Consider the following 25,200-nt stretch of genomic DNA (forward strand, 5'->3'; position numbering starts at 1 on the left):
GTACGGTTACTTGGCCGGTCATTCGCTCCAAAAAAAGGTCGTACCACTGTAAAAATAAAGGTACAATTAGCCTCTTTTTTGAAATAATCATATAAGGTATTTATGAAACCTGTACTCCCAACTAAAGGACTAGCATTGTCATTACTTACACTTGCATTAACAGCATGTGGAGGAAGTGGCGGTAACGATACTACGAAGACGCCAGACAATAATGAAGTAACTACGCCAGTTACACCAGAGCCAGTTACACCAGAGCCAGTTACACCAGAGCCAGTTACACCAGAGCCAATTACACCAGAGCCAATTACACCAGAGCCAATTAATCAGGCTCCTATAATTGAAGCAGCTGAAGGTTTGCAAAGCCAAGAACGTGATACATTTGCGTACACAGCTCAAGCAAGTGATGCTGATGGTGCAATTGCTAGCTATTCATGGGAACAAACCGCAGGTACTGACGTTGTATTATCTGGCATAGATACAAGTACAGTTGAATTTATAGCACCAGATATTATTGAAAATGAAAACATTACCCTCAAACTTACCGTAGTTGATGACAAAGATGCTGTCACCAGTCAAGAGTTTACGGTTGCACTCAATGCCTATGCACAACCTAATGCTGAATTAATAACTGATAGCGCGTTACTTTCATGCATTCAAAGTGCTGAACTTGACCTTGGGGCAACCAACATCGAGTGCAAAGATATACCGATTACTCAAATCACTGATTTAGCTAAATTTACTCAATTAAAATCATTATTGATTGAGAATAGCAAACTAGAGAGTATTGAAAATTTAAGTTCATTAACTCAGCTTGAGAGCGTAACTTTAAACAACAACTCAATTACCGACTACTCCCCAGTAAATGCATTAAATAATCTTACTGAGTTATCATTTTCAATAAATTCACAAACTGAATTTGAAACAATCGACTTATCCAACTTCAATAAATTGGTTAAGCTTGCGATAAAAAGCAATGACAACTACGTTCAGTTTGACTTATCGGTGCTACCTACAACACTTACACAATTATCGTTGCACAACGTATACAATGTATCAGCCTCAGACTTAACGCCTTTTACACAAATTGAGAAACTCAGCTTGACTAATATTGATGGTATTAAGTCACTGTCATTTTTAACTAAAATGCCTAATATTCAAGAGTTTAAGATTCAATATCTGAATGCGTATGATAGCGTAAATGACCCTAGCGCATTTGCAGTAACACCTAATTTAACAAAACTTGCTTTAATCAATATAGATATTACTGACTATGATTTTTTAAGTAACCTCCCTCTTATTGAAGACTTAGAGATCACAAAAAACTATTTATCATCGGGTGATACACTAGGTATTGAAAAAATTAGCGAACTGAAAAACCTAACCAATTTAAAGCTAAACAAGATTCAACTGGAAAATCATGATAAACTTAGCCAGTTCAGTAACTTAAAAGAGCTCCAACTTGATAATAATCATATTGCTACAGTTAGCTTTTTAGAAAGCCTTAATGCGTTGGAGAAGCTAGTAATAAAAAATAACGAGATAGTAGATATTGCTTGGCTTAAATATGCACCAAAAATTGAACATTTAACAATCGAAGATCTGAGCAATGACATAAACTTTAGTGTGCTAGAGTCATTAACGTCACTCAAGTACCTTGAGCTTATTGATGACGACTATTATGGTAGAACATTCGATGCTCAAAAAATAGCTCAATTGGAGAGGTTAGAGAATGTTAGACTAAAATTCAGTCAAATATCTAATCTCGATCAGCTAACATCATTCACAAAACTTAATTCACTTTATTTAAAACAACAGAGCTTTAGCACGTTACCGAGTATAACGAACCTACCCGCACTAAAGTCTTTGACTCTAGAGAGTCGCTCTTCAAATCAAGACAACAAGGTAGTGGACTTAGCCAATCTAGGTACTTCTCAATCTCTTGAAACATTAAAACTAGCTGGCTTTAATAACGTTGCCGATTTATCTCATTTGAGCGAGTTTACTGCACTTAAAAAACTAAACCTACATGACTTTGCTACATCAGATATTAGTCCTATATCAACACTCTCTCAATTAGAGACATTAACTCTCTCATCTTTCAATAGTCTTATTTTTGTAGAGTCGCTCACCCAACTTACCAACCTAGACTACCTAGATATAGATAACAACTACTATTTTTATTGTACTGATGTTGATGCACTAAAGAGTAAATTTGCCGATATTGCAGACAGTGAATTTCCACATAATTGCGTACAGCAGCCCGTTGATTACAGCTTAATGACTGATGAAAATTTAAAAACCTATATGTTGGGAAGAAATATGAAAGATATTGCTAGCATAACCGAGTTGCACATCAATACAAATGAAATAAGCTCTATTGCGGGTATTGAGCAATTAGAAAATTTAAAAGAGCTAGGTTTTAATTATAGCAATGATTTCACTGTACTAGACCCATCAATCATTAACCAGTTACCACAATTGCAAAAACTTTCTTTTAATCAAAGCAATTTTAGTGATCTTAACGGCTTGCAATTACCTAACACTGTGACTAATTTTACAATCTATAATCACAACACTACGCTGAACATTGATGGCTTTAGTGCTCCACAATTAACAAGCTTGAATTTCAGTAGGGCTAACCTAAGTAGCACATCTGCGCTATCAAGCTTTATCAATCTAACTAATTTAAACCTTTATAGCTCTGAAATAAAAGATTTGTCACCTTTATTTTCACTAACAAAACTACAACGTTTAGACTTACGAAATAATAGCCAAATAGATTGCAACCAGTTTATTCAGCTAAAAGAGAAGCTTGGAAATACGAATATCTCCTCACCTTATCAGTGTAACTAACACTGAGTGTATAGGCCCATATTTTGGGCCTATACACTACATTTAATTCATATAAGATTCTATTGTAATATTTTGCCAAATCAATGTGATAGTCCAAATTTGACGTACGCCTTCATTTCAAAATCATGATCACAAAAAAGCTCACCGTTTTCATCGATTTTTTATAATTTTTATTTAAGCGCAGTTATACTACCCTCAACTTGCGACAAAAATTACAGTAATAAGCTATGTACACACAAATTATTAGCTCAGCTACTAGCCCTACAAGAAAGTTACTTTTTGCAATATCTTTAATGCTTTTAACCGCTTGCCAGCAGGTAAATAACCGAGAAACAATGCAAGGCAGTCATGCCTTTATTAACGTTAAGGTTGCAAGCTTTAATGTGAGTATGGAGGCAAACAACTATATTGAAGAAGGTGATGCAACTCAAAGCATCAACTTAGCATTACCGCGTGCTCTAGCAAGCGCAGAACATCAACAAATTAAAAATATCGCTGAAATTATTCAAAGGGTGCAACCTGATATTTTACTGCTCAATGAGTTTGATTATTTAGAGAATACGAAGATAGGCATTAACGCTTTTCAAAATAAATACCTGTCAGTATCACAACAAGGTCACGCACCGATTTATTACCCATACATTTATCTAGCGCCAGTCAATACTGGTGTAAAGACCCCATTTCAAAGCGCAAATAGTCGTTTAACCCACTATGGTTTTGGCAAATACCCTGGCCAATATGGCATGGTGGTGTTGTCTAAATACCCGATAGAAAATCAGCAAACCCGCACCTTTCAACAATTTTTATGGCAAGATATGCCTGATAATTTAATGCCTGTCGATTCAGTTGGTAATTCTTGGTACAGCAAAGCTGAAAAAAAACACATGCGTTTATCTTCAAAATCACATTGGGACATTCCTGTGAATATTTGTAATAAGCAATTAAATATATTAGCAAGTCACCCAACACCGCCTGTATTTGATGGCGATGAAGACCGAAATGGACGCAGAAATCACGACGAAATACGCTTTTGGAAAGACTATATTACCGCTAATAGCGAAAGTTACCACTATGATGACCAAGGTAAAAAAGGCGGTATTGTTGAAAGTACCTCATTTGTTATTGTTGGCGACCTAAATGCTAGTGCAGTTGAAGGCAGTGCACACCCTAATGCCATGCGCCAGCTATTAACTCATTCACGTATAAATGATTACCCAGCACCTACATCAGAAGGTGGTGCGCTTAATAAACCAGATAACCCAAATGCAGCATCACATACTGCCAGTTGGGGTATGCGTGCAGACTATGTTATTCCGTCATCAGAGTTAAAAGTTATCGATAGCGGGGTTTTTTGGCCTAAGGCAGATAATGAAGCTTCACGGCTAGTTTCATCTCGCTCAGCATCCTCTGATCACCGCTTAGTTTGGGCAACGCTTGCACTTAAATTAAAAGATAAAGAGTGTAATAACGATTCGCTTAATTAAGTGAGCCTTTTAATCGTTTCCCATCTAAGGCAATTACTTCGCCATGAGTAAGCTTACAACATGTTTTCATCCAAGATGAAAATGAACCTTGAAATTGTGTTATGTCTATACGGCTAATGACTCTAGCAATCGTATCGTGACGAGGAATGCCATTTTTAAACGGTACAAACTTTCTAAGCCAATCGAGTCGATCATGTCCAAAGTCTTCTATATCTTCCTAACCTTGGCATCCTGAAATAACAGCACTCACAGTTAAGAATATGATATCAAAGAGCTTGTGAACGACTTTACCTTGTTGGCGAGGGTCATCAATTGATTCAAAATATTCTAGAAAAAGAGGAGCAGACATAAAAGTAACAACCTAAAAAGACATATAAGATCATACTTTTAAGTCAAGGTAAAGTTCGTGATCTTGCCCTGTTAGTTTATCTGGTTTATTAGTTTATCTGGTTTATTATGTTTGTTGTTTATTTGGATGGTAAAATAAAATTCAGCACGATCTGTTGTATAACTGTGCTTATTGCCATTTAGCCATAGTTCATAATGGCTGGCATTGATATCTGCCGACCATTGCAGCGTTATTGTTTTATGTGTTGTAGGATTGCTAGGTTAGTTGGTCCACACGGGGTTGACTTCTAGCTGCTTTGGCTCAAAGGTATTCATGATGTATTGGCTATGTACTGGCAGCCAAGCAGAGCCATGACTTGATGTTGCGCATAGTAAACAGAGTGTAGTGACTAGCATAGTGCACATATTGATATATTTTTTCACTGGCTAGTCCTTTACACTCACTTTACCAACTCGCTCATAACGATCGTTACTTATGCACATACCTGTGCCTTCTATCATTATTGGTTTCGACATAGCGACAGCGGTTAAAACAAGCCCATACAGTGCATAGTCTTGCTCTTGGGTAATATCTAACCCCCAATGTGACGAAGTACAGGGTGAGTTATCGCGACTCGACTGGGTTACTATCACAACCACATTTTGGGTCAACTCAATATCTTTTATGGTAAATGTTGCTAATGCGTTTGATGAAAACAACAAAGATAAAGCCAACAAATATCGATACATTATTTACCCTTTAATCTTCACGTATTTTGCAAAAGCCGGCACCACATACAGGGTGCTCAACCTTAATTAAAGGGTATACTTTTATCTTACTGGCACGCGCATCATGTTTATCGCATGAGTTTGAATTTGCGGTTTTGTAAGATGCTGCTTCAACAATAACAGAGCTGTCGCCTTTAACAAAAGTACGATGATTGTATGAGTAGTAAATGTTTGATTCACCGAGTAGCTCTTCGCCTGTGCAACCTAACCCAGTAAAATAAATAGTTTTTGAACCATGAAATGAAATGTTAACTTGTTTAAAGTCATCGCTTGCACTTTTATCTATATATTCCCACATTTTACCGTAGGAGCTACTTCCATGCTTTACATAAGTACCTAAACGAGTTACTCCATCATTTTTATATACCCCTATACCGCCGCTGGCATCTGCTTTCTTACTAACATCGGCAACCAAACGCAGGGTTTGTACTCGCTCTACTCCTAGCGTATCTGCACAGTCTTGAGCTGACACAGTCTCTATTGCATAGTTTTTAGACAAAGCTGTGACAATAAGTGAATACATCGCCCTACCATCATGGGTATTAAGTGAAAAAGCGCGCAGTTTTTTATTATCTACTAAGGTACAGGGCAAGTTGCTATCTGCTATTGAAGTGGTTGAAAACAACACTGTATTGTTCCTTACTTCAACTTGATTGATCACACCCGCGTGAATTGGAGCACTTACCATCCCTGCTAATAACATTAATTTGCGCACTTGCTTGGCCCTATTCTTACAAAATAACACGCATTGTATAAAAATAAGGAACACCATTCAAGCTAAAACAAAATTATTATTGCAACTGAACTTTACTTTAAATAACTAAAAAATGATGACAGGTACACATAAGTTTTAAATATTTAAAGGTGCGTTTAAGCTCTATATTTTGATTGAATAGATCACTTTGCAATCTCAAAAATCAATCTTGTTTAATTGTGTAAAGACCAGTTCCACACACAGGATGTTCAGAACAATGAACCCCATGGTATTAAACACGTACAATTACCTCTATAATCACCAAAAATGCTTATATTATAAAACTCAGTATGCATGACTTAGAACAAGACACGCACCAGCAATATTTGATAGATACAATACATACATCAGGCACTTCACTTTTTGTGTATGAAAACGCTCAGTATCGATGGCTAACTTTTTCAGACAACCTCATTCAAGGGGTAATGTATTTACCGCAACCTGAACAGCTCGTTACACCAATCTGCCAAGCATTAATATTGTTTTTACTCACCGAACAGCCTTCATATACTGTATTAAATTTAGGCTTAGGCACTGCAGCCATAGAACGCAGCCTGCACTATATACATAAACAACAATTTGCAAATATAACTGACTGTGTTAGCGTCGAACTAAGTAAAAATGTAAGTAATTGCGCTAAAAAACACTTTAATTTTAAGCCCATGACGCTAATTCATGAGGATGCCCACGTATATATCGATACTACACACACCAAATTTAACGTAATCACCATAGATATTCTATCTACATATCATGACAATGACTTTTTACTACCACCGCAATTTTGGCAAAAAATTACACACACATTATTACCCAATGGGCAAATACTATTTAATTTCAATCCTTACTCCGAAGATGCCTTGATCCAACTGCTAAAGCGTATTCGCCCTCTCTTTAGCGCCATTGAAATTATAGAGTTTCATAATTATAAAAATATCGTAATACGCGCGCAAAAATCATCGCATGTGATGTTGTGCCAGCATAAAATAAAAAATAATAAACTCTTTGCTAAAATAGCGCCAAAATTCTTACAAAGTGTAAAAAACATATTCACAGTGCAGTAAATCGACCCGTATCTACCGAGGCTTTATAACTACTCATAAATTACAGTGCGGCAAAATAAAGCTCAACGCAAACATGTTCAAAAAGCAATACTGGAGTATTTTTCTTTTTTAGTTTGGCTTAATTAATACAATCATTTATCAATTCAATTTGCTTTTTATTTAAGCTAATTCACCATTTACTGCGCCATGCAATTTATTTTTATCAGCTCACTTGGTTCTGTAAAACGTAATTCTGGAAATTGCTCTATTAATTGATGATATAGCTGCACGTTTTTTTGCTTTATTTTATATAGGGCATCAATATGCGTGTCGTTTAATTTTGTATGCTCAATAAGGCTTGCCAATACATTAACAGGTAATTCGGCTGTTGGGTCTTCGTAATTGTTAAGTGAATATAGCTTAAACCATAACGGGTCTAAGTCTTGTTCGCTACTGGTTAACGGCACACCTTGTGAAATCAAAAAAGGCACAAGCTTATCAGCATCTGCACTCCCTTGTCTTAAGCTCTTTTCTAACACCTGAGTTATCAACGAAAAGCCAAGAGAGCTGGTATTTTGTATGTTGTATTGCTGTTCAACAAGCAACGCCTTTTGCTCATCTATTGGCAGGCGATATAGCATGGCGTAAAAATTACTACTTTGAGGCACTAGTTTATGCTCTATTAGAGTTCTAATTTGCTGATTATTATAGGATGTGCGTGTATACATAATGTCAAATAACACCGCAGCTTCATACTGTTCAAAGTGAGGCAGCGCAGCTTGAAGCTTAGTATGATTAGACATTATTGCTGCAAAGTTATTTAGTGCATTAACGTCAACACCGTATTTATTGAGCTTTGCTGACACGGCTGTATAACCATAAAAAATGTTTTTTTCTGGGCACATATAATCTACTATCGCTTGCCAGTGCTTAGAGAGCTTATTATTTATATTGTTTGAACTTATTTGTTTAGATGAGATGCTTAAGTTGGGTGTTTGAGGCTCACAATAGTCTTGAGCCTTAAGCTCAATATTTAAGTCAGTATAGCGCTTAGCCAATGCGTTAATACGCTGATTTACTTCAGGGTCTATCTCAAACAATTTTGCAGAGGTGGTTCTCAATCGCCAAGTCGACTCACTATTATCAAGTGCCATTAAAGATTGTTTTACGCTGTTAGCACTACTCCCATGCTGCGGCTCTAAATAAACAGGCGCTAGTTCAAACATTGCTGTAAGTAATGGCTTTACTTGTGGCTGAGAAAAAGTACTAAGTAAAAATATATTGGCACTATCTCTTAATGGGTGCTCAAAAAATAAATCGTTTTTATGTAACGAATTAAGTTGGCTAATAGCATAAAGCGATTGCTGTAAATCAGTATTTTCTAGTGCCTTAGTGAGTGCTGCTAACCAAAGTTTAAGCGCAATATCAGGATAAAGATTAAGCGCCTTATTTACATCAAAGTGATCTTTATATGTAGGTACTTTATAAGCATCTAAACGCTGTAAATATATTCTATTTGAACCTGATAATGCACTGTATTCAAGCCCGTGAATATCTTGAATCAATGTTTGACTTTTTTCATAATAATGAGACAAAGCGTTTACCTGCTCAATCCAAATCATTGCATTTTGATAGCCATACATTTTTGCTAAAGTGTGCGCTATTTTATATTTATCGATACCTTCAAAATACCAACCAATCGCCTTTGCACCTATCAAGTTAAAATGTATCAAACGCGCTTTGTCTAATGCATTTTCATAAGCATCGCAACTGAGCGAGTGGTTACTTTCTACTACATTTAACTCAGTGCTTGCTTCGTTAAATGCAGTGGGGGGTTGTGATGTAGTATCAGTATTCTTTGTTTGATTATTCAGCTCGACTGAATTGCTCGGCTCAGCTTGTAAGGTAACGAAGTAAAAAACAGTACTAATAAAAGCAACAAACAGAAGTATAATGATAATTTTTGTTTTTGACACTACTTAGCTTTCCTTGCTCAAAGATTATTTATTAAATTTTGAGTATTACATGTTTGTCCCTGTTTTTACTAGCGCAAAAAATAGTGCCTTTGCCAAATATAGCAAAGGCACTCAATGGTGAAATTACAGCCCTAGTTCTTTAATCTGTTGCGCAACTCGCACACCACTTCTGACTGCGCCTTCCATGTAGCCTAAATATAAAGTATCTGTATGTTCCCCAGCAAAGTAAATACGCCCTACTGGGACTTCAAATAGCTTCCAGTATTCATTCACTTGGCCTGGGCCATAAGCCAAATAGCCGCCTTTAGTCCATGCTTCGTTAATCCAGTTTTGCGCTTTCGCAGCTATAAAATAATCGGATGAGCCTGGATACATAAGTTCAATTTCAGCGAGCCTCGTGTCAATGACCTGTTGATCTGTCCATTCTTTTTGCATTTTACTGAAATCTCCAGATGTGTAGGCTATTAAAATCCCCCCCTCACCACCTTGGCGCTCTGTTGTTTCCCACGTCCAACCAGTGGGTAAGCTTGCAACGACCGTATCTCCGCCCAATTTCTGTTCCAACCAAAAACGTTTGCTATATTGCAATAATACTTTTGAATGAGTGCCATAGTTAATATTATCTGCCGCTTGCGTCATTGCATCAGGCAATGTGGGTGAAAACGTAATTTTATTGAGTACGGTCAATGGTACCGTTACCACAATCACATCTGACGTGTAGGTTGATTGTGTTGACGTTGTAACAGTTATTTTATTATCAACTTGCTCTATCTTTGCTACGGGCTGACTAAGCACAATGTCACCTTGGATATTATCAACATAAGCTTGTGTCATAGCTACCCCGCCTTTTAAAAAGCGAGTAGACTCAACATCATCATCAGAAACGTTTTCATATACCTTTGAATACTGTGCAACATGTAAAAGAGATAAATTACTTGGCTCATCAAACTCGCCGCGAATAAACTGCTCTGCCATTTGTTTTGCAATGGGATTTAATTGCAAACCATCTAACCAAGTTTGCACATTCACTAAATCGTACTCTTTAGCCAAGGGGAGTTCAGCTGGGTTTTCTGGATCTGGGACTGCATCTGCAAGCAGCTTTAGTTGGTCTTTAAAGCGATAATAATCAGTCACCACAGCGTGATTATAGCCATTATCAAAATCAGTATAACTCACCAACTGGCCATCAATATAATAAGCACCTTCTTCTATATCGCCGTCGTACCCTACATCAGCGAGCGCCACGTTGAATAAACTGGCATAGTGGTGAATTTGTTTATGTACCGTTTCGCCATCAATCAGCTCACCGCCTATCTCACCTGTTTGAGACCCCATTTCAATGGTAGCGACTCGACCACCCACTCTATCTCTCGCTTCAATGACCGTCACTTTGAAGCCTTGTTGCTCAAGCTCATACGCGGCGGTTAATCCAGACAATCCAGCACCTACAACAATCGCATCTTTGGATGCAATGACAGGCTTTTCTGGTATGTTTTTTTGATTATCATGCTTATTATCACTACCACATGCTGTGAGTATTGTTGAAAATACCAACATCAGCAAAATATGACGGAAAATATCCTTTTCCCAAACTTTCATTATATAAACCTCTTTTAATTAAAATATTAAATTATTTCCTTCTATTCAATAATAGAAGGGATTTTAAGCATAGATAACTACACCACCTTTTGAATAAAACCTAAAAACCACCGATAATATACAACAGATAATAAACCAAATTAAAAAACAACAAAAACATTTTTAAAATAAAATTAACAAATAAAAATTAAAATATACTTGTTCTAACTTCAGTAAAGTTAATAAAACAACTCCACCTGCTTATAAACAAAAAGCAATAATTGGTTTGTCTGACGGCGCAGCTCATTAACTCACTTAACCAAGCCAACACTAAAGGAACAAGCTCCACTGCTTTAAAATACGAACATGAACTGCGTGAGCAGCTGAATAATACCGCTGAGATGGTAAGTCATAAAACGTCAGTTAGATCATGGTATTGGTTGATGGAGGTGGTAATCTCTTCACAAATTCAAGATAAATAATGACTTAATTTACAAACAGGTAGTGGTAACGTGAACGCTATTAGATAAAAAAAGGCTCTGCATTAAAGCTTTTTACAAAGAGCGATCCCGTCGTGATGATAAGCTTCACGGGCCTTCCCGTATTGCTGAAGATAAGATTATTCACTTTTGGAATTAAAAAACTAAGGCTGCCATAGTTAAACTATTACTGGCTATTCAACAACTTTTGCACTTTGCTGCTCAACATTTAATAAGGTGGTTGTAATATGCTGCGCTGTACCACCAATAACTGGGCAAAGGCTGTCATTGGTCTTGCTTAAGTGTGCTTTGATTAGTGAGGGCCTCCCCATCTCAAGCCCTTGTAAAAACACCACATGCTGATGAGCGAGTAGCTGCTCATAGCGGTTTAAATATGCGATTAATGCGCCACTTGCGCTACCTGTCGCACATTCTTCTGGAATGCCCCAATGCGGGGAAAAATTTCGAGTATTGGCATAATATGGGCTGTCATGAGTATTTAATTCAAAGACATGAATACTGGCCAATGAGTGTGTGTCACAAAATACCGCCATGGCTACTTCGTTGGCTTTTAAATGTGACAACATGCCAGATTTAATTGGCACGAGTAAATCTGGTAATCCCGTATCCACCACTTGAATTACACCACTAGTAACAAAAGAACCTTCACCTGTATTTTCAAACAATGTTGCTATGGTATCTGCAGTGTATGTTTGCGCAAATTTTGCCGACCTCTGTTTCATCATCACTTCAGCATTTTTAACTATGCTAACTGCGAAATTACCCGCTTTAGTTAATTGCGTGTAATTACCAGATGAAACTCGACCTGACGAAACAAGGTAATGTCCAACAGCTAAGGTTGCATGACCACAAAAGTCAACTTCTTGTGTGGGCGTAAAAAACCTAACCCGATATTGCTTTGCTTTTATATCGCACACAAAAGCGGTTTCAGATAAGCCCAAATATAGTGCAATGGCTTGCATATGCGCTTGGGTTAATAAGCCATTATGCTCAATAACGGCTGCAGGATTGCCTCCCTTACCTTGATGAACAAAGGCATTTATAATATGTGCAGAAATGGGAATAACCAATTACTAGGCTCCAATGAAAGATTAACATATGTCAGCAAATGGTGTTTTTTGCCTAGCTACTTTCTTCTATTATAAAAATCTGAATTTAAAATACTTATAAATTTTATCCGTTCTCGTTCATAATTATACCTTTAAGGTTGCCTCTAAGTATTTAATAAAACCAGGAGATTCGATGTAATACCTATCACCGTATTGTGATATTACTTGCATTGTTTTAAGTTTTTTAACACTAGTTTGAATTGCTGAAGAAGTCACTTCATTGGCTACTTTATTAGATAAATAGTCTACGATACTCGCGCTATATAGAGCAGTTTCTTCTTGGCGTATCAAGTGTAAAACCTCCACATCAAGGGCTCTTAAACGCTTTTTCAAACCTTCAAAATCACCATCTTGAACCATCAGCGCCTTAATATACTCAGTTCCCTCTTTTAACGATGCTTTATGCGCCATCAAATATGTCATCAACTTCATCATCCAAAAGGGCGATTTATCTATCTCTTCATAAAAGTCATTAATAGCTAATACGTCATACTCTAAGTTAAAATGAACCTTGAGTGTTTTACAGCAATGCTGTACAAACTCTTCGCCAAGCCTTGGAAAATCAATCATAAATGCAGAATCATAAAATGGTTTGTCTTTATCTGAAAACATCGCATTAACACCTGAGCGACTAGAGCCTGCAAATACTACACAAATATCGCTATAAGTGTCTAATGCTGTGCGCAGTGCATGCTGTACAGGCAAAAATTTATCTGATGAGGCTAGGTGCTGAATTTCATCAATAATAATTATTGCTTTATCACCACACTTATTAAAAAGTGCCTCAACCAATTGCCCTATTTTAAATAGCTCAGATTCACTGGGCTTATGAGCATGTTTGTCGCTAAATTCAATGATAGCTTTACCAAATACATTATTTCCCACTTCCAGCTTTTTTACTTCGCTATTAGCAAGTTCAGACAACTTACTTTTTAGCGTTTCATCTAATATTGATAAGGTATTATTCAACGCTTGTGTTATTGCAACTGTTGGACTTTCAGGTTCACCCCATAAGTTAATATAAACAGGAATAAAGCCATTTTCGATGGCAATCGGATACAGGTCTTTCAGCAAAAAGGTGGTTTTTCCCGTACGCCTTACATCCAGTAACGCAATGCGACTCATTGCCCCTTGATAAACAGTTTGCAAGTAAGACTCAGCCAAATCTTTACGCTGAAAATGCCAGTTGACTTTTTTCATGATCAGGTGCTCTGCTTAGTTATGCTAGCTTATGGTTAATTATGTATAGTATACATAATTAACCATAAAATCACATAATCAAACTTTATGCTGGCTGAACCTAAGTTGAGACGGCTTAGAGTATAAACTCCATACCGTTCCTTTATTATTTACATCTCAGTATAAGTTTGCTACATCTTTGCCTATTATTGCGCTCAAAGTCATAAAAGTGTCATTTTATTGCGCCATAATGCGAGCCACTTAAAATTAACTGCTACTTTTGACAATGACACAACCACCTGTACTGTTGAGTTTTTCTGCTCGAGCCTTAGATGAACATGCTGAAGACCAAGCGTGTTTACATGCGTTGCAGTACGACACCTTAAAGCTTGAATATCACACAGTGGGCTTAGCGTTTTTATGTGAGCTGCCTTATGATGCGCAACTGGGCGATATGATTGCACTGTATGCAACGCCTATCAAAGCCCGCTCGGCAAGTTTTAGTGCAGAAGCACCTCTGAATAAGCATGCTTTAGAAACAGGGCATCAAGGGTTAACCCTAAAAGGGCATGGTCAATCTGGTGAGTATATTGTGCAGTTAAGCTTAATTGGTCGCCATGGTATGGTTAAAAACTCGGTTGAATACAACGCCTATATTCATAACTCAAAGCAAAATGATAATAACATCGTAGAGCAAAAACCACCTATGTCTGACATGACCTCTGCGGTAAAACGCCACACGGCAAACCTGATGGCGTCAATACTTGCAATTTTTTAATACCCTAATCAGCAAAGCTCACTTTACCCATCGTTACACTCACTGATGATTGAGCGCTTTGCTCAATACATTCACCTACTAAACATTCATTGGCAAGCATAGCAAACAGCACCGCTTCTTTTGCATCAGGATGAACTCCTAGAACATCACTATTTTGCATTTTAATATGTGTACTTAATAGCTTCTTTATTTGATTTATCAACAACACATTATGTACACCTCCACCACTGCAGTATACTGAGGTTGAGTGTTTAGCTAATGCATTAATATGCTTCGCAATAACCTGTGCAGACAAAGCACTGAGTGTGGCCATCACATCTTGGTGCGATAACTCCAGCGTATTGCTATTGCGTTGTGCTCGCTTTAATAAAGCCAAATTAAACACTTCAGGCCCGGTTGTTTTGGGTAAATCTAGTGCAAAGAATGACGTTTCGAGCAGCGCATTTAAAAGCGCACTATTCACTTTACCTTGCATTGCAACCGCTGCATTTTCATCAAAAGGCTTACCATAATACGCTCGCATATAAGCATCCATCAGCGTATTTCCCGGACCTAAGTCACTACAAATAACATCGTCAAGCTGACCACCTTTGGGTAAGAAAGTTAAATTTGCTATACCGCCCATGTTAAGCAAAATACGGTTTTCTTCATTGCTGGCAAAATAGTAATAATCGCCGTATTGAGCAAGCGGCGCGCCCTCACCACCTGCGGCAATATGTTTTTGTCTAAAGTCAGCAATGGTCGTTATACCTGTTGCAACAGCAATATGATCAGCATCGCCAATTTGCAATGTCGCATTAGCAAATTCAGTGTAATCATGCTGATGTTGTGGGCAATGGAAGATGGTTTGCCCGTGACTGGCAATTACATCAATAGTGTGTGGGTCAACTTGCCAGCGCATAAGGCATTGATTGATAAGTTGACCATGATATTGGCCTAGCCATGGGTTGAGTAGAGTTAAATACTCAAGATTCACGGTTTGTTTAGCAAAAACTTGGCTTATTTTATCTTTAACAGACTGCGGGTAATCACAAGTGGTAAACGCTTGCACAGTAAGCTCTGTACCGCGCCCATTGCCACTAACACGGCACAATGCAACGTCAAGGCCATCTAACGAAGTGCCGCTCATTAAGCCGATGATCAGTCGTTCTGGTTTTGTCGCACTTTGATAAAGCTTTTTTATATGTGAGTGCATAAGTCGTAACGTTACTCTTTTTTATTGTTAGAAGTATACACGCTGACGATGGGGTAGTCGTAGCGGCCAAATTCAAGCGTTAGAGTAAACGTTTCACTCGCTTGTAATGAATATTTATCATCACCCATTAAGGGAGAATGGCGCGAGCCATCTGCAAAGAGTGCCATAACATGTTCTGGCTCAAAAAAGCGCTTACCTGTACTGGTGTTCTTAATAGTAACTAAAGCAGCTCGCTGCCCTTTTACAGTGCTCATCGGGTAGTAGCCCTGAATGATAAAGTCTCCATTTTTAGGGTATTGCCGTGCATTATTGGTAAAGGCATTTTCTGGCACTTTAGCTATCGCACTATCAAATGTATAAACTGGGTCTTGTGCAACTGTAAACCCGCTTAACAATAATAGGCTAAAGAGTATGGGTAATTTCATTGCTTTGTACCTCAATATTAAACTATCAAATGTATTATCAATGACAACTAGGACACAGGCTATGGTTTTTTATACACCCAAAGCTAATTGATTCACTTTATCGGCTATTTGCATAAAACGAAGACCTTCACAGCAAGCAAAGCCCGGTAGTTGCTTTAACTTGTATTGACTTATAAACGGCGTAGTAACACCAGCTAAAAATCGAATAATCGTGTCTTTGCTTATCGTAATATCACCTTGTCGTAAATGTTTTTGCATAGCAAAAACATAAGCGCGTAATGCATCATCATCTGGCATCTGCCGAACGTTACTTTGCGTTAATTTTGCGACTTGCCCTCTACACACGCTGCAATGTCCGCATGAGCTTGGTACCTGAGAATCGTCAAAGTAATAGGCTAAGTTTGCACTCAAACACTTAGAAAGCTCAAAAAAGCGCAGCATCGAGGAGATGCGCTTTAATTCTGCCTGTTCTTTGTCTTTAAAGTAGTGGTACAAGTTGTCGACTAATTCAGGCTGTGACAATACCTGCTGATTTACCCCATAAACCTGCACCATGCGCTTACTTTCAAGCTCAATCAAACCTTGCTGGTGTAAATAATCAAGGGCGGCAACGGCTCTTTGCCTATCAGCACCAGATTGCACAAGAGACTGCATATCTACCGTACCCCATACTTTTTTAAACTGAGTATGTGCAAAAATTTGTTTTAAAAATGCCTGCCTTGTCGAATCAAACTGACTCAGTAACTTCGATTCAATCGTCACAAATTTAAATCTAAAATCGGCGTAATACGCATACTTTGCGCTAATGGCACCTAATATTTCTAATTGCACTAACAGCGTTTTTAAAGCCAGAATACGGATGTTGCTCGCTTTAGATAGAGGTAGCTCTTGTATCTCCCACTTGCCATTGACTTGTTCTTGCAAACCTTGCGCAACAACATACTCTATACCGCTGCGCTCAGGCGTGTCGCCGTAAACAAAGTTTTCAACGGTGGCAACACCGTCTAAGTTTGCCAAAACAGTACATTTAGCTAGTTCGCCATCTCGTCCAGCACGGCCGATTTCTTGACTGTAGTTTTCTATCGATTTGGGTAAGTCATGATGTATCACAAAACGAATATCTGCTTTATCAACCCCCATTCCAAAGGCAATGGTGGCAACCACGACTTGAATTTGATTGGCCATAAACTGCTGTTGTACTGTGGTACGTAAATCATCTTTTAAACCCGCATGATATGCAGACGCATTTATGCCAGATGCTTTTAGTTGTTTTGCTACTTGCTCAGCTTGTTGTTGTAAAGTGACATACACAATACCCGCACCACGTTGAGCGCGTACAAGCTGCAGTAATTGAGGCAATTTATCATGCTCGCTAACACTCATTATCGATAAATCTAGGTTGGGCCGATAAAACCCTGTTTGTACTATATGTTGTGGCAAAATATCAAAGCGCTTTGCCATATCAAGTTTTACTTTTTTTGTCGCTGTTGCAGTTAATAATAATACCAGTGGAATATTAAGCTCTTTACGATAATCCGGCAGTTTTAAATAATCAGGCCTAAAATTATGACCCCACTCTGAAATACAGTGTGCTTCATCCACCACCATCATCGACACATTGATTTGTCTAATAAACTCACGAAAACGTTCATTTTTGAAGCGCTCTACCGACACCATCAGTATTTTAATTTCACCACTTCTGACTCCTTGCATCACCGCTTGGCTTTGCTGAGTTGACTGGCTTGAGTCGAGTGTCGCTGCACCAATGTTTTTACTTTGTAAAAAGAGCACTTGATCTTGCATCAACGCCAACAATGGAGACACCACTAAAGTTAAATGTGGCAGGTGTAAAGCACTCAACTGATAGCATAAAGATTTTCCTGACCCTGTTGGGAAAATAGCCAATGAAGCGTGCCCGGCTAACAATTGTGAAATAGTTTGCGATTGTCCCGGTCTAAAACTGGCAAAACCAAAATGTTGCGATAAGCTTTCTAGCAACGGCTGTCCATGCTCCATAGTGTGGCCTCAATTGGTGTAATTACTTGACTTAAAAGTATCATATTTTGTGTTTAGCATTAACATTAATACGCCAATTTCATGCTTATTGGCAATGTCATCACTGTGTATAAGAGGAGAAAGCTATGTCTAATTCATCTAGTCCTTCACTATTGGTTTTTAGTTTTGACGGCACTGGTAGCGAACCTCGAGATGCACAGCAATATAGTGCCGAGCAGTTTAAAGAAGATTGTGAAATAAGCAACGTTCTTAAACTACATCTATTACTCGGTGGTCGTATACACCCACAGGCACAAAGCCAATTTACGCATCAAACCTGTTTTTACTATAGCGGAATAGGCAACCAAGGCAGTGCCGTTAAAAAAATACTAAACCAAGTCCTTGCACCTCAAAATAGTGATGTGGCCAGTATTTTGTCACAAGCGATGAGCGATTTTGAAAATAATTACCAACAAGGCGACCAAATACTACTGATTGGTTTTAGCCGTGGTGCAGCATTGGCTAGGCGCTTTGCAAAATGCTTAGAAAAACATATCAGCAACAACGTGTTTTTATGTGTATTCGATACAATAGCTTCTATTGGCTTTAGTAAAATAACCAAAGCGACTTGCGGAACAGAGCATGTTATATTTGCCAATCATGATGTGGCTGAAAATGTAACCGCTGCACTTCACTGTGTTAGTCTTGATGATAAACGTCGAGTTTTTGAAGCAACCTTACTTAACCATGCACCCAATGTGCATGAAGTGTGGTTTGCAGGCAGCCACTCTGACATAGGCGGTGGCTTTTATCGCAGTGGATTATCCGACATTTGTCTACGCTACACACTTGAATGGTTACTCATACAACCTATCAATATCGATATACTAACCCGTGAGCAAATTAACTACGCCAGCTTATTACCCCATGATGGCAACTTACTGATAGATGCAGATGATTTAGCCATCAAACCTGATGCCCTCGCTCCAAGCCACCAACATGACTATTTTTGGGGCAACATTAACTTTAAAGCAACGCATCGACTGTGTGTTGTAATGCAAGATAACCAAATTAGTAACATGACCCCCATTATTCACCATAGTGTGGCAAAGCGTGTTTATAACCACAGTAGTTATCGTCCTGAATCATTAAAAGGTCTTACCCATAGGTTAGAGTATGCCAATGGCGAGATGCTTGAGTGCATAGGTATAAATCCACATATTGAATTACCGACTCAGCAGCTGAATATTTTACAAGTAGGCGAGCAAATGAACCTAAAAGTATTTGCGTGTGAAGCATACAACCATACCGGCCTTTGGCTTGAAAAAGGCGCAACCTACCGTATAAACCCGGTTGACCCTCAAGTGTGGTTTGATAAAGACGTTAAAGTGAGTGCTAGCGGCTGGCACCGTGATAACCGAAAGGTGGGCGTAAAACAGCTGCCAATAGAAATGATGGAACCCTATAAACGCTTGCCCTGCCGTCCATGGTTTTCGCTGGTTGGGTGCATTAATGCAGATGATAGGTTAGCATTTTCACTCAATGGAGGTGGCGATATTAAAATTAACCAGCATGGAGAGTTTACTCCGTTCGCGAACGATATAAACTGCGATTATGGTTTAAACCGAGGTGCTATTGAACTAGAAGTGAGGCGACTGGGTTAATTGCTCAGTTCTCTGAGTAAGGTATTTATGTTCTATGACCTTTAATTGCTCAGACATTGCACCTATTGCTTTATTTATTTTAGCAATTTGCTCTACGCTAAACGCACCTTTACTGAGCATAAAATGAACACCGTTATCGTGAATAATATAAGGGTGCAAGCGAAGAGTTTCATACCCTAATTGCTGCTTGTAATAAATACCACTGGCCTCATCTTCAATCAAAAAGTCTACCCTACCACGGCGAACTAATTCCATGCGCTGCGACAAGCTTGCTACTTCAAAGTAGTTGTCTTTAAAACGCTCAATTCGCAATATATTTGCTAGCTCCTCACCATAGTACGCCCCAGGATTTGCAGTAAACAGATAGCCTTGAATAAATAGTTCAGATAAATCATCGACCTCATCCATCGTACTAAGCGTGAAAAGCCGCATTTTTTCGCGTCTATATTGCGTACTAAAATAAGCTATCGCGGCTCGTTGCTCGCTATAACTGGCTGAAGGAAGAATATCAATAAACCCCCTTTCTAACTCAGTGATGCCTCTAGCTGATGAGGGGAGCCTAATAAAGCTGATACACAATCCCGCTTTATTAAAAACTGCTTGCGTTGCATCTATATCCATACCGTAAAAGCGCTCATTATCATACATCACATAGGGCGGCCAAGCAGTACCCACACCTACTTTGTAAGTGCGTTCGCAACTAATACATTGAAAAGTAACAAGCAATAGCAAAAGCAGATAAAATCTATAGTACAAATTAATACATCAACCGAAATAAAGTACGTTCAGTTGAGTATGGAAGAATACAAAAATATTACCACTATAAGTAACCTCAGCCTTGGATAAGCGAATTTTCCCAATAAAGCTTAACCCTCTATCTGCGTTGCTTGGTCTTGTAATAGCCAGCTATTACTGCATAAAAGCGCCTTAATATTGAAAGAAAAATCATCATTGGATGATAAATGATTTGAGTTATACCAATTGCAATAGATGAATAACTTAATAACAGGGCAAAAATCCCGTATGCCGTTATTCTACATAAGTTATACGGTAGATTAAGCAGTCACTTCAATTAAAATACAGGTATGGAAGTATGATTAGGGTAGTAATTTAGTTGTTAACTTTTGAGCAATTGGCGCACTAAAAAATGAAATAACTGCCGCGGCTGGCCACGCCCATAAAAAAGCCTTTGCCCAATCAGCTAAAAAGTGTTCACTCCAGCCTAAGTTAATGTAGGTCACCCATAAGGTCATCAAGATAGACAAAAAAAATGATAATAAAACAGTAAAAACAATTCGATATTTTAAAGATGGCATATGCGCTGTGCCCTAGGTTAGTGACTTACGTTAGTAAAATCTCAGGACGATGATTATATGCCTTTGCGCTTATGACTCGCAAATATTTGCGCTTATCAAAAAACGTCAACCGATAACATCGATTGACGCTCACTTTTGTATATTGCTGTGCTCGTCCTTGAGTCAACTTTATTAAAGTCTACAGCTAAGAGTTAAAGGGCTAGCCATACAAGGGCTTTACCTGGCTCTTCACCGCGAGTCCACCACTTAGCACGATAATCTTTACCACCATACACAACAGTATCACCACCAACATACACTTTATTTCGCTCCCATGTATCGACAGAACCGGTTGTATCGGTAACCGTTACTTGGAATGACTCAGAGACACTTGCAGTACCATCTGACACCGACACAGAAACGGTGTAAGTCGTATCTTGCGATACTTCACCAGCACTTAAACTTACACTCGCACCAGAACCAGATAAAGTAAGACCTGCAGGTACATTCCACGTATACGTAAGCGTGTCATTATCTGCATCTGTTGCCACTGCATTGACGTTAATGCTCGCCATTTCTTCTACTGTTACATTTGCAACTGGGTCAAGTACAGGTGCATTGTTTGATGTTGCACTTACAGTAACTGTTACACCTTTTGATACTGATACCGTACCATCTGACACTGTCACTGTTAGGGTGTAATTTGTATCAGTTGTCACAGTAGGTGCAGTTACACTCACACTCGCACTATTTGCATTTGCTAAACTTAATGCTGCATCAGCAGTCCAGCTGTAAGTTAATGGGTCTCGGTCTGCATCCGTTGCGCTCGCAGTAACAACTGCTGTGCCACCGTTAGCAATCGACACTTGTCCATCTACTGATACCACTGGTGCTCTATTTGGTGGTACTGTACCCGCTAACCCTTCATGGATTGCATTTAAGATATCACCATTATCAGCATCAATCTCCCAAGCAAATAAACCACCTAAGTCGTTCATTTTAACATACGCACCTTTGGCCTCAACAGAGCGAGGATTATCATAAGTCAACAACTTACCGTTGCTACGATTCCAAACATAAGCCGCCTCTGCTTGCGCATCATACCCTACTTCAAAACCATTAATACCCGTGCCATTTGGACCTAATAAATTAGCTACTATGCCTTTATAATCCATAATACCCGGCTCCCACACACCTTGTGATGTAGAACCTTTAAACTTACCATTACCTGGTGCAGTCATTGGATTACCTGGAATAGTCGCATTTTGTTCCATAACGCCTTCCCAACCACGACCATACATAGCTGCGCCCACAACCAATTTCTTAGAATCAACACCTTGTGCAAGTAGTAACTGGATTGCGTTGTGCGTGCTATATGCAGGACCTTTACGCGGTTCACCATTATCGTCAACACCAGTACCATTACATTCATCTGTGCTGATGTGAGAGCCACAGTAAAGCGCAGTTTGATGGCCCGTTACGTTATTCCAACCACCGTAAAAGTCATAAGTCATGGCAAAGATATAATCCATGTACTGTGAAGCTGCTTGATAATCAACATCTTCAATTTTATCGTAGCCAGTACCAATAGCTGAGCTGAGCTCATATTGACGGCCGGTTTCAGCTTCTAAATCATCAAGCATAGCGCGAAGTTCTTGCATAAGCGCAACATAGGCTGGGCCATCATTTACTGGGTCACCTAAGTCACCATTTGGACCGCCGCCACCTGGGAATTCCCAGTCAATATCAACACCATCATAGAACTTCCATGTTTTTAGGAATTTTTTCATTGATGCGACAAACGTATCGCGGTTAGCCTTGTTGGTAAAACCATGGAATGGGTCAGATAACGTCCAACCACCTACCGATGGTAAAATTTTAAGATCTGGGTAACGTTGCTTCAGCGCCATTAACTGCGCATATGTACCACGAATTGGGTCTTTAGAGTCAACACCAGGTAGCGCTTTTTGCACAGCAGCCCATGGGTCATGAATCACAACTTCATAATCAGATGAACCCGCACACGCCTTTTGCAGTGCACGCCAGCTATTGCCATTTTCTATTTCTTTCAATGACTCATTTGGGCCACAAATTGGAATAAAGCCATATAATAAATGAGATAAGTTTTGCGCAGGGATTTGTGTTACATCAAAGTTACGACCATAAATACCCCACTCTACAAAGTATGCACCAGTCACATAGCTTGGGTTAGTACCAAAGTTTTTGTTATTTGGATCAACATTCATTGGCAGTGGCTCTAAGTGACCACCGTCAGTATCAGCAATTACGATTTGCTTACCGGCACTACGTGCACAAGTTTGACCTTCACATAGTTCAAGATACAAAGTATGACGACCTGAGCTATTATATGGAAATTCAATAACACCACTTTTTGTGCCAGCCGTTAATGTACCCTCATTAACTAACATATCATCAAAATAAACTTTATAGCCATCGCCACCAGCACCGCTCCAAGCATTCCACTTGATGCTAATATCTACTTGCTCTTTTGCTTTCACTAAATCTTTATATGACCCTTGACCATCTAGGTTTACCTCAACAAAAGAATACAATTGTGGCTTCCAGTCTAAGCTGGGTGTTGAAGGTGCAGCAAGTACTGAACCTGACATCATGGCTAAAGCCGTAGCGACCGTTAACTGTTTAATTTTCATAACTTTCTCAACCTTATTTACATGTTGTATCCAACCAATTATGGAGGATGATTGTTGTATCAAAATAAATCTTTATTCAACGTATCACGCTGTGGTAATACGTATTACTTATAGCTCTAACCAAACACTGGCAGTACCTGGCTCTTCACCTAGAGTCCACCACTTTGCTTGGTAGTTTTTATTGTTATGGGAAACCTTATCTCCGCCTACATAAGTGCTACTTTGACTCCAAGTAGGGTACTGAGATTGATCAACATTCTTTACAGTCACTGATATTTGTGAAGATGTACTTAGCTGACCATCAGATACCGTGACTGTGATACTGTATTCACTATCTGCAGACACTTCAGGGGCCGTAATTTCAATTGTAGAGCCTGTACCTGTCCATGATAATTCGTTTGGTAACTGCCATTGATAACTCAAATCTTGCTGTTCATCATCAAAAGCATGAACATGGAGTGTTGTAGTCGAAAGTTCATCTATAAACAGCGGTTCTGTAGGGTTTACTTTAGGTGGCGTATTATCTGGTGCGGCTTGAACCGTGAGGTTATACGTGTAATTTTCATTACTCACAAACACCTCATTTGACAGTAAGTTCTGCGGGTCAAATTCGATTTTTCCATTGCCTTGCTTAATGCCCACTTGCATAACGCTGGCATGATCTAGGTTCAACATTTGTGCTAATTGCTCAGCCCAGTTACCCACATTAAAATCGGTAACTTTTAATGATGTACTGACCTGTTCTTTCCCCGTTCCGTCAAATACACGCGCCCACACAGTATCGCCAACGTTTGCCTGTTGTCCCTGATTAATATAAAAGCCCGCGCTCGTCCAATTAATTGGCCCGGTGTCACGAACAATAGTAATATCACTACAGTTATAGAACCCCTCTCCCACAACATCAATACGCTGCCAACGAGTGTATAAAATCGCATCACCCACTCGATCCTGAGGTATCGACACCTTCATTTCATAAAAACGCTTACCATCGGGGTCTTTAACAAAATCAACATTACCCAGCTCTGTGACGAGCTCTAAGTCCTGCCAACGTAAAACATCGGTTGCGCGATTAAACTCAGGTTTAGTGATATAAAATTTCCAAAAGCTAGGGTTATGGGGTGTTGTGGCTCTAAAACGCACGGCTAACTCATTATTGGCATTAGGGGTTACTTCCGTGCTTTGCCAATGTGCAGACGGTAAGTTTGCGCCTCGTTTTGCATTATCGCCACCAGCACATAAAGTTCCATCGGGTACACTTGCTTCAACAGCCGCTTGATCATTATAATTAGCAGTGTTGACCGAAAATTCATGCTCTTGAATAAACTGTACGTAACCCGACTCTAAAAAGGCTGCTCGACATGCCAAATTTGGAATATTTGAACCATCTTCTGGCCACCAGTATCCACCTTGCGCTTCGCAAAAAGATTGGCGCGCTTTAGGAAAATCCATAAAACCATGAGCATTCACTTTATAACTCAGCGTACTCAATAATATGGTACTGATGGTTGCTGCGAGCAAAGGGGTTTTAACTAACATTTTGTTCATTGCTATTCCTCCTTAATTGGGCAGCCGGAGCTGCCCAAG

General features: G+C 39.0%; 19 protein-coding genes and 1 pseudogene. 5 read left to right on the forward strand and 15 right to left on the reverse strand.

Going from position 1 to position 25,200, the window contains the following annotated elements:
* Window positions 1-102 precede the first annotated feature (102 nt).
* Together OCI93_RS05480 and OCI93_RS05485 are read left to right on the forward strand one after the other, a co-directional pair.
* On the forward strand, window positions 103-2,853 hold the full coding sequence (locus OCI93_RS05480) for a leucine-rich repeat domain-containing protein (RefSeq protein ID WP_261625957.1): 2,751 nt from the start codon (window positions 103-105) through the stop codon (window positions 2,851-2,853).
* Between the two features lie 227 nt (window positions 2,854-3,080).
* Entirely contained in the window at window positions 3,081-4,337 is a 1,257-nt protein-coding gene (locus OCI93_RS05485; RefSeq protein ID WP_261625958.1) for an endonuclease/exonuclease/phosphatase family protein, read from the forward strand.
* Here OCI93_RS05485 and OCI93_RS05490 read toward each other — a convergent pair.
* The 4 genes and pseudogenes from OCI93_RS05490 to OCI93_RS05505 form a co-directional block, all read right to left on the reverse strand.
* Window positions 4,330-4,686: pseudogene (locus tag OCI93_RS05490) on the reverse strand (ISAs1 family transposase). The gene OCI93_RS05485 and the pseudogene OCI93_RS05490 sit on opposite strands and share 8 nt — an antisense overlap.
* 260 nt (window positions 4,687-4,946) lie before the next feature.
* On the reverse strand, window positions 4,947-5,108 hold the full coding sequence (locus OCI93_RS05495) for a hypothetical protein (RefSeq protein WP_261625959.1): 162 nt from the start codon (window positions 5,106-5,108) through the stop codon (window positions 4,947-4,949).
* A 3-nt stretch (window positions 5,109-5,111) separates the two neighbouring features.
* On the reverse strand, window positions 5,112-5,414 hold the full coding sequence (locus tag OCI93_RS05500) for a hypothetical protein (RefSeq protein ID WP_261625960.1): 303 nt from the start codon (window positions 5,412-5,414) through the stop codon (window positions 5,112-5,114).
* A 10-nt stretch (window positions 5,415-5,424) separates the two neighbouring features.
* Window positions 5,425-6,168: a hypothetical protein gene (locus tag OCI93_RS05505; RefSeq protein ID WP_261625961.1), complete on the reverse strand. Its 744-nt coding sequence runs from the start codon at window positions 6,166-6,168 to the stop codon at window positions 5,425-5,427.
* A 329-nt stretch (window positions 6,169-6,497) separates the two neighbouring features.
* Between OCI93_RS05505 and OCI93_RS05510 the strand changes: the two genes are divergently transcribed.
* Window positions 6,498-7,271, forward strand: a complete 774-nt coding sequence (locus OCI93_RS05510) for a class I SAM-dependent methyltransferase (RefSeq protein WP_261625962.1) — start codon at window positions 6,498-6,500, stop codon at window positions 7,269-7,271.
* 176 nt (window positions 7,272-7,447) lie between these two features.
* Here OCI93_RS05510 and OCI93_RS05515 read toward each other — a convergent pair whose 3' ends face one another.
* The 4 genes from OCI93_RS05515 to OCI93_RS05530 all read right to left on the reverse strand — a co-directional run bounded on the left by OCI93_RS05515 (window position 7,448) and on the right by OCI93_RS05530 (window position 13,613).
* Complete coding sequence (locus tag OCI93_RS05515; RefSeq protein ID WP_261625963.1) at window positions 7,448-9,226, reverse strand: hypothetical protein; 1,779 nt, start codon at window positions 9,224-9,226, stop codon at window positions 7,448-7,450.
* Between the two features lie 123 nt (window positions 9,227-9,349).
* Entirely contained in the window at window positions 9,350-10,825 is a 1,476-nt protein-coding gene (locus OCI93_RS05520; RefSeq protein WP_261591223.1) for a flavin monoamine oxidase family protein, read from the reverse strand.
* A 652-nt stretch (window positions 10,826-11,477) separates the two neighbouring features.
* Entirely contained in the window at window positions 11,478-12,374 is an 897-nt protein-coding gene (locus OCI93_RS05525) for a PhzF family phenazine biosynthesis protein (protein WP_261625964.1), read from the reverse strand.
* 123 nt (window positions 12,375-12,497) lie between these two features.
* The gene (locus OCI93_RS05530; RefSeq protein WP_261591221.1) at window positions 12,498-13,613 is read right to left on the reverse strand and encodes an ATP-binding protein; all 1,116 of its coding nucleotides are present in this window, start codon (window positions 13,611-13,613) and stop codon (window positions 12,498-12,500) included.
* A gap of 265 nt (window positions 13,614-13,878) precedes the next feature.
* Here OCI93_RS05530 and OCI93_RS05535 point away from each other — a divergent pair, with 265 nt between their 5' ends.
* Complete coding sequence (locus OCI93_RS05535) at window positions 13,879-14,370, forward strand: hypothetical protein (protein WP_261591220.1); 492 nt, start codon at window positions 13,879-13,881, stop codon at window positions 14,368-14,370.
* Window positions 14,371-14,374: 4 nt separating this feature from the next.
* On the opposite strand, the gene OCI93_RS05540 is transcribed toward OCI93_RS05535, so the two are convergent.
* The 3 genes from OCI93_RS05540 to OCI93_RS05550 all read right to left on the reverse strand — a co-directional run bounded on the left by OCI93_RS05540 (window position 14,375) and on the right by OCI93_RS05550 (window position 18,006).
* Window positions 14,375-15,565, reverse strand: coding sequence for an anhydro-N-acetylmuramic acid kinase (locus OCI93_RS05540; RefSeq protein WP_261591219.1), 1,191 nt, complete (start codon window positions 15,563-15,565; stop codon window positions 14,375-14,377).
* 11 nt (window positions 15,566-15,576) lie between these two features.
* The gene (locus OCI93_RS05545; RefSeq protein ID WP_261591218.1) at window positions 15,577-15,990 is read right to left on the reverse strand and encodes a hypothetical protein; all 414 of its coding nucleotides are present in this window, start codon (window positions 15,988-15,990) and stop codon (window positions 15,577-15,579) included.
* Window positions 15,991-16,059: 69 nt separating this feature from the next.
* On the reverse strand, window positions 16,060-18,006 hold the full coding sequence (locus OCI93_RS05550; RefSeq protein WP_261625965.1) for a RecQ family ATP-dependent DNA helicase: 1,947 nt from the start codon (window positions 18,004-18,006) through the stop codon (window positions 16,060-16,062).
* Between the two features lie 125 nt (window positions 18,007-18,131).
* Here OCI93_RS05550 and OCI93_RS05555 point away from each other — a divergent pair, with 125 nt between their 5' ends.
* The gene (locus OCI93_RS05555) at window positions 18,132-19,649 is read left to right on the forward strand and encodes a phospholipase effector Tle1 domain-containing protein (protein ID WP_261625966.1); all 1,518 of its coding nucleotides are present in this window, start codon (window positions 18,132-18,134) and stop codon (window positions 19,647-19,649) included.
* Here OCI93_RS05555 and OCI93_RS05560 read toward each other — a convergent pair.
* The 4 genes from OCI93_RS05560 to OCI93_RS05575 form a co-directional block, all read right to left on the reverse strand.
* Window positions 19,626-20,324 carry a substrate-binding periplasmic protein gene (locus OCI93_RS05560; protein WP_261591215.1) on the reverse strand — a complete coding sequence of 233 codons (699 nt, stop codon included), beginning with the start codon at window positions 20,322-20,324 and terminating at the stop codon, window positions 19,626-19,628. The genes OCI93_RS05555 and OCI93_RS05560 overlap by 24 nt on opposite strands.
* Before the next feature lie 422 nt (window positions 20,325-20,746).
* Window positions 20,747-20,965 carry a DUF2798 domain-containing protein gene (locus OCI93_RS05565; RefSeq protein WP_261591214.1) on the reverse strand — a complete coding sequence of 73 codons (219 nt, stop codon included), beginning with the start codon at window positions 20,963-20,965 and terminating at the stop codon, window positions 20,747-20,749.
* A 191-nt stretch (window positions 20,966-21,156) separates the two neighbouring features.
* Entirely contained in the window at window positions 21,157-23,616 is a 2,460-nt protein-coding gene (locus OCI93_RS05570; protein ID WP_261625967.1) for a glycosyl hydrolase family 18 protein, read from the reverse strand.
* 108 nt (window positions 23,617-23,724) lie between these two features.
* A complete protein-coding gene (locus OCI93_RS05575; protein ID WP_315942792.1) occupies window positions 23,725-25,161 on the reverse strand; it encodes a lytic polysaccharide monooxygenase in 1,437 nt (478 codons plus the stop codon).
* Window positions 25,162-25,200: the final 39 nt, after the last annotated feature.

Source organism: Pseudoalteromonas holothuriae, from assembly GCF_945859825.1.
Classification (GTDB): Bacteria; Pseudomonadota; Gammaproteobacteria; order Enterobacterales; family Alteromonadaceae; genus Pseudoalteromonas; species Pseudoalteromonas holothuriae.